Below are 7,451 nucleotides of genomic sequence, written 5' to 3' on the forward strand. Positions count from 1 at the left end.
GAGCCCAGAGAACGGCGCGGGGTTCCACCCCGCCACGGCACCCCCGCCACGGCACCCCCGCCACGGCACCTTCGCCACGGCGCCGTCACGGCACGGCGTCACGGCACGGCGTCATCGCACCGGGGCGCCGCCAGCCGCCTCGCCGCGCACGTCAGGAGCGTTCGGATGAACAGCAGCCTCCCGGAGCAGTCGCCGTCCGGCCCGCCCGCCGCGCAGGCCCGCGACAGCTGGCGGGCCCGGCTCGCCGGGCTGGAGCCGGCCGCCCAGGCGGAGGTCCTGCTCGAACTGGTCGCCACCCAGGTCGCGGCGGTGACCGCCGACGACACCGATCCCGGGCACGGCGCCGGCCCCGGACACGGCGCCGACAGGCAGCTTGACCGCACGGCGCCCTGGCGCGCGCTCGGGGTGTACCGGCGCACCGCGGATGCCCTGCGCGGCCGCCTCGCCGCCGCCACCGGCATCCCCCTGCCCGCGACGCTGCTGTTCGAACGGCCGACGCCGGGCGCCGTGGCCTCGTTCCTGCGCGCCGAGATCCTCGGGGTATGTGAGGAGACGGCTCCGGTGCGAACCCCGCGCCGGCCGGCCCGGCCCGGGCGGGACGACGACCCGGTGGTCATCGTCGGCGCCGGCTGCCGCCTGCCGGGCGCGGACTCCCCGGCCGCCCTGTGGGACCTGGTCGCGCAGGGCCGGGACGTCATCGGCCCGCTGCCCGCCGACCGCGGCTGGGACCTGACCGGCCTCCACCATCCGGACCCGGACCATCCGGGAACCACCTACGCCCGGGGCGGCGGCTTCCTGCCGGGCATCGACCGGTTCGACGCCGCGTTCTTCGGCATCGGCCCGCGTGAGGCCGTGGCGATGGACCCCCAGCAGCGGCTGATGCTGGAGGTGTCGTGGGAGGCCCTCGAGCATGCGGGGATCGACCCGCTCGGGCTGCGCGGCAGCCTCACCGGCGTGTTCACCGGGGTGTCTCTGCAGGACTACGGAACGGCCTGGCACCAGGCCCCCGCCGAGCTGCAGGGACACCTGCTGACCGGCAACGCGGCGGGCGTGATCGCCGGCCGGGTCGCCTACACCCTCGGTCTCGAGGGTCCGGCGCTGACGGTGGACACCCAGTGCTCGGCGTCCCTCGTCGCCGTCCATCTGGCGGCGGCGTCACTGCGCGCCGGCGAATGTGATCTCGCTGTCGCCGGCGGGGTGACCCTGATGTGCAGCCCGTCGATGCTGGTGGAGTTCAGCCGTAAGCGCGGCCTGTCCCCCGACGGCCGGTGCCGGCCGTTCTCCGCCGACGCGGACGGTACGGGGTGGGCGGAGGGCGCGGCGGTCGTGGTGCTCACCCGGCTCTCCGACGCCCGGGCACGCCGGCTGCCGGTGCTCGCCGTCATCGCCGGCAGCGCCGTCAACTCCGACGGCGCCAGCAACGGCCTGACCGCCCCCAACGGCCTGTCCCAGCAACGCCTGATCAGCCAGGCGCTGGCCGCTGCCGGACTGCGGCCGGCGGAGGTCGACGTGGTCGAGGCCCATGGCACCGGCACCCCCCTCGGAGACCCGATCGAGGCCCGCGCGCTGCTGGCCGCCTACGGGCCGGGGCGCTCCCCCGACCAGCCGCTGCGTCTCGGCTCGCTCAAGTCCAACCTCGGTCATGCCCAGGCCGCCGCGGGCGTCGCCGGTGTCATCAAGATGGTCGAGGCCCTGCGCCACGAGACGCTTCCGGCGAGCCTGCACGTCGGCACCCCCACCCCGCACGTCGACTGGAGCACCGGCGCCGTCGCCCTCCTGACCAGCCCCGTCGCCTGGCCCGCGGGACGCCGCCCGCGCCGCGCCGCGGTCTCCGCCTTCGGCATCTCCGGCACGAACGCCCATCTGATCCTCGAGGAACCACCCGCCCACCCGCGCATCCCCACCCAGAACACCCCCAGCCAGAACACCCCCAGCCCGAACACCCCCGTTCAGGACACCTCTCAGGACACCTCCGCCGTCGACCCGCCGGCTTCCGGCGAGGGCTCCGAGCCGGCGCCGGTGACGGTGGTCCTCTCCGCCCGCGGTGCGGCGGCACTGCGCGCCCATGCGGGACGTCTCGCCGCGCACCTCGGCCGCCATCCCGAGCTGCGCGGCGACGACATCGCGTACACCCTCGCCGCCCGCGCCCAGCTGCCCACCCGGGCGGCGGCCGTCCTCGACGGCCCACCGGCCCAGCGGACGTCCCGCCTGGCCCGGGTGCTGACGGCGCTCGCCGCGGGCCGGACGGCGCCCGGTCTCGTCCAGGGCACCGCCCCGCCCGCGCGCCCCGGCGGCCGGGTCGCCCTCGTCTTCACCGGCCAGGGCAGCCAGCTGCCCGGCATGGGGCGTGACCTGCACGCCGCCCACCCCGCCTTCGCACGGGCGCTGGACGCCGTCTGTGCCGCGTTCGACACCCACCTCGACGAGCCGCTGCGCGATGTCATGTTCGCCGCCGCGGGCACCCGGCACGCCGCGCTCCTCGACGAGACCCTCTACACCCAGTGCGCCCTGTTCGCCTACCAGAGCGCACTGACCCGGCTGCTCGGCACGGCCGGCGTCGTCCCGCAGCTGCTGCTCGGCCACTCCGTCGGGGAGCTGACCGCCGCGCACGTCGCCGGGGTCTGGACGCTGCCCGACGCCGCGGCGCTGGTCGCCGCCCGCGGGCGGCTGATGCAGAGCTGCCGCGGCGGCGCCATGGCCGCGCTCGGCGCCACCGAGGACGAGGTCCGCGCGTCCCTCGCCGGCCTGGAACGCCCCGCGGACATCGCGGCGGTGAACAGCGCGGCGTCCGTCGTCGTCGCCGGCGACCCCGACGCCGTCACGGAACTGGTGGCCTACTGGGCCGGCCGCGGCCGGCCCACCCGCCGGCTCGCCGTACGTCACGCGTTCCACTCCGCCCACATGGACCCCGTCCTGGACGCCTTCGCCGCCGTCGCCGCGGGGCTCACCTACCATCCGCCGACGGTCCCGGTCGTCTCCGCGCTGACCGGCCGGCTCACCGGCGACCCGGCCGAGACGCTCTCCCTCCCGGGGACCCTCCGCGACCCGGAGACCCTCTGTCACACGGACCCGGCCTACTGGGTCCGCCACATCCGGGAGACGGTCCGCTTCGGCGACGCCGTCGTCCGCGGCGGGCGGGAACATCCGGTCGCCTACCTGGAGGTCGGCCCACGACCGACGCTCACCGCGCACCTCGACGGCATTCTCGCCGACACCGCCGAAACCGACACCGCCGAAACCGGCACCGCCGAACGGGACCCCGGCGGACCGTCGGCCGGCCACGAGCCGGTGGACGTTCCCCTGGTGACGGCCACGGCGGCGAACCGGCTGACCGAGCCGGCCGCGCTGCACACCGCGCTCGCCACCCTGCACACCCACGGCATCCCGGTGGTCTGGTCCGAGATCAACCATCCGGCGGTTCCCGGTTCCCCGTCAAGGGCGGGCGCGGAGGCCCGCCGGCCGGCCCACTGCGACCTGCCGGGCTACCCGTTCCAGCGGCAGCGCCACTGGATGCGCCCCGCGCAGGGCCCCGCGTCCCCGGCGGCCGGAGCCGCGGCCACAGCCACAGCCACCGGTGCAGCCTCGGTCCCGACATCCGCGAGCACCGCGGCGGGGACGGAGACCTCCCGGCCGGGCCTGTCGCGCTACCGCACGATCTGGCGCGCGCTGCCCCCCTCGGCGGCGCCGCCGCTCGCCGGGACGCCCGGCGTGGCCTCACCGCTGTCCGGCCGGTGGATCCTGCTCCTGCCCCCGACCGGAGTGAGCGCCGCCGAAGTCTCCCGCATCGGCTGGATGGTCGAGCGTCTCGGCGGTACCGCGGTCGAGGTCGGGCCGGTGCCGGCGGAAGCGGACGCGGACGCCGACCGACGCAGCCTCGCCGACCGGCTCCGCGCGCTCGGCCCGTCCACCGGCGTCGGGGGGATCCTCTCGCTGCTCGCGCTGGACCCGACCCCGCATCCGGGGCAGCCGGCGCTCACCACCGGATTCGCGCTCACCTGCGCGCTGGCGCAGGCGCACCATGACCTGGGGCTGCGGGTACCGCTGTGGGTCCTGACCCGCGGCGCCGTCGGGACCGGCCCCGGCGACCCGGTCCGGGATCCGTCCGCGGCGCTCGTGTGGGGGCTGGGGAGGTCGCTGGCGCTCGAGCGTCCCGACGGCTGGGGTGGCCTCGTGGATGTGCCGGCCGACCTGGACGACGGTGCGCTCGCCTGGCTCGGCTCCGCGCTGGCCGCCACCGGCGGCGAGGACCAGTTCGCCGTGCGGACGTCCGCCCTGCTGGTGCCCCGCCTCGTCCGGGAGGGCCCGGCACCCGACCGTGGCGTCGACATCGACGTCGACCGGGCCGCGGGGCTGCCGGTGGAGCTGCCGCTGGCCGCCGCCGGCACGACGGTGCTGATCACCGGGGGCACCGGTGCGCTCGGCGCCCGCATCGCCCGGGATCTCGCCCGCACCGGGAGCGGCCGCCTCGTGCTGGCCAGCCGCCGCGGGCCCGACGCTCCGGAGGCCGCCGCCCTGCGCGACGCGCTGGCCGCACACGGCACGGAGATCATGGTCCGGCGCTGCGACACCACCGACGGCGAGCAGCTCGCCGCGCTCGTCGGCGAGCTCACCGGCGACCGGGACGCCCCGCTGGGCGCCATCGTCCACGCGGCCGGTGTCAGCGGGCCGTCCGCCGACCTGCACGAGCTCGACCTGGCGCGGATCTCCGCCGTCGTCGCACCGAAGGCCGCCGCCGCCGAGCGGCTCCACCAGCTCGCCCCCGAGGTTCCGCTGGTGCTCCTGTCCTCGATCTCGGCCACCTGGGGCAGCGCCGGCCAGGCGGCCTACGCCGCGGCGAACGCCCACCTCGACGCCCTGGCCGACGCGCGGCTGGCCGCCGGCCTGCCCACCGTCTCCGTCGCCTACGGCCCGTGGGCCGACGCGGGGATGGGCGCGGAGCCGGCCCGACGCGACTACCTGCTGCGGCGGGGCCTGCTCCCGATTCCCGCCGACCAGGCTGTGGCCGCCCTGGCTCAGGCGCTGCGGGCCGAGGGCGGCGCTGACGGCGGCGCGCCGACGAAGATCGTGACGGTCGCGGACGTCGCCTGGGATCTGTTCCTTCCCGCGTTCACCGCCGCCCGGGCGTCCCACCTGTTCGACGAGATCGCGGCCGGGTCCGGGATGGCGGCGCCGGATCCGGCCCTCGGTCCGGGCCTGGAGACCGCGCCGGGACCAACGTCGCGGCCGGGAGCAGGAACAGGAGCAGGAACGGGAACGGGAACGGGCGACTTCGGACGGCTGCCGGCCGCGGAGCGCGGCCGGGCGCTGCGGGACCTCGTGCAGGCGGCGGCCGCCGACATCCTCGGCCATGACGACGCCCAGGCGGTCGAGACCGGCCGGCGCTTTCTGGAGCTCGGCCTCGACTCGGTCGCCTCCGTCCAGCTCAGCCGCCGTCTCGCCGCCGCGACAGGGCTGCGGGTGGCCACCACGGCCATGTTCGAACATCCCACCGTCGCCGATCTCGGCGACCACCTCGCCGCGCTGCTCGCGGCCCGGCCCAGCGGCGACACCGCCCGCGGGAGCGGGACACGGGACGGCGGGGAACAGGTCGGAGTCCGCGGGCTCTACCGGCAGGCCTGCGCGGACGGCAGGTTCGCGGCGGGCGTCGGGGTGCTGCGCGCCGCCGCGAGACTGCGGTCGACGTTCACCACCTCCGACGATCTCCCCAGCCGACCGGTACCGGTCACACTCGCCGCCGGCCCGGCGCAGCCGGCACTGGTCTGCCTGCCGTCGATGGTCGCGCCCTCCGGACCGCACACCTTCGCCCGGATCGCCCTGCACCTGCACGGCCGGCGGGCGGTGCACGCGCTGGCCCACCCGGGCTTCGGCGACGGTGAGCTGCTGCCCGCCACCGCCGACCTGGTGGTCGACCTGCATGCCGACACGATCGCCCGCCATCTCCCGGACACCCCGGTCGCGCTGGCCGGGTACTCGTCCGGTGGATGGCTCGCGCACGCCGTGGCGGCCCGTCTGGAGGCACGTGGACTGGCCCCGGCCGCGATCGTCCTGCTCGACACCTGGCTGCCCGGCGACCGGATCCCCGAGGCCGACGTCGCCGAGGAGCTGCGCGGCATCGCCGTGAACGACCAGGCCTTCGCGCTCATGACGGAGGCGCAGGTGACGGCGCAGGGCGCCTACCTGGACCTGTTCGAGGGATGGCGCCCGGGCACGGTCCGGACGCCGATCGTCATGGTTCGCGCGGCCGAGCGCATGCCCCGGCGCGACACCGACACCGACACCGACACCGACACCGAGCCGGGGCCGGCGGCCCGGCCCGCGGCATCCCGGGTTCCCACGAGCTCGGCAGGCCCGGTGCCCCCGGTTGCCGGCGGTGCCGACGCCTGGGAGCTGGAGTTCGACCTCGTGGCCACGGCCGGCGACCACCAGTCGATGATGAACGAGCACGCGCGGTCGACCGCCGAGACCGTCCATGCCTGGCTGAGCGGTCCCGGCCCGGGCGGCGGGGAGGGCGGATTCGGCGGACGAGCCGGGGCCGGCGGACGAGCCGGGGCCGGCGGACACGGTGGCCGTGGCGGCCGGCACGGCCACGGCCGCGGTGCGGTGTCGCGGCCGGTCGGCAGCGGAGCTGCCCGCTAGGGCACGGCCGAGTGGTCGGACGAATGTTTGCCCCGGGGTTTCCGAAAGCGCCAGCCGGAATACGCCGTGCTCGTTAGACTCGGTTCACGCAACCCGACGGTGAACATCCGGAGGCAGCGTGCCCGACCTGAGCGGTCTCAACTTCGGTGCGCCGGCGGCAGAACGCGACGTCCGGCGCGGGCTGGACTCGTATTTCATCGAATCCGCCGCGTATCGCAACATGAACGCGGGAACGAAGACGATCCTGGTCGCGAACCGCGGCGCGGGGAAAAGCGCCATTCTCAAGACGATGGCGCACCGCAATCGCGACCGCGGCGAGTCGGTGATCGAGCTCTCCCCGGAGGACTACTCCTACGAGTTTCTCAGCGGGGCCATGATCCGCGAGTCCGAGGGGGCCTGGGCCAAGCTGGGCGCGTACGCGGTGGCCTGGAAGTACCTGCTGCTCGTGCTCATCATGAAGGAGCTGACGAAGCGGCACGGCCGGATCAGGCGTGGCGCCGAGAGCCAGATCTACGCCTACCTGCGCGACAACCACCCAGGGCTGCGCGAAGATCGCCTAGTGTGACGATCCATTGCCCTATGTAGCCAGGTAGTGGAGTGCCCGGTAGCGGTCGCCGGCGATGCGCTCGAGGGTTTCCTTGACCTTTCGGACTCCGTGGAGGCGGAGGAGACTCAGCGCGAGGTTGCGGATGGTGGCGAGGTTTCTGGGCCCGTTTCCTCGGGAGGCGTGGCAGGCGTCCTCGCGCCAGGCGGTGTCGCGGATGTAGTGGAGGCGGTTCTCGATTCCCCAGTGCAGGCGGACGTGGGTGTGGATG

General features: G+C 75.8%; 2 protein-coding genes and 1 pseudogene. 2 read left to right on the plus strand and 1 reads right to left on the minus strand.

Going from position 1 to position 7,451, the window contains the following annotated elements:
* Positions 1 to 165 precede the first annotated feature (165 nt).
* Positions 166 to 6,636 (plus strand): type I polyketide synthase, encoded by a 6,471-nt coding sequence (locus B207_RS0128695; RefSeq protein WP_018640143.1) that lies wholly within the window; start codon positions 166 to 168, stop codon positions 6,634 to 6,636.
* Between the two features lie 118 nt (positions 6,637 to 6,754).
* On the plus strand, positions 6,755 to 7,201 hold the full coding sequence (locus B207_RS0128700) for a P-loop ATPase, Sll1717 family (protein WP_018640144.1): 447 nt from the start codon (positions 6,755 to 6,757) through the stop codon (positions 7,199 to 7,201).
* Positions 7,202 to 7,213: 12 nt separating this feature from the next.
* Here B207_RS0128700 and B207_RS40865 read toward each other — a convergent pair.
* Positions 7,214 to 7,451, minus strand: a pseudogene (locus B207_RS40865) (ISAs1 family transposase); the annotation flags it as partial.

The organism is Parafrankia elaeagni (assembly GCF_000374165.1).
In the GTDB taxonomy this organism is placed as follows: Bacteria; Actinomycetota; Actinomycetes; order Frankiales; family Frankiaceae; genus Parafrankia; species Parafrankia elaeagni.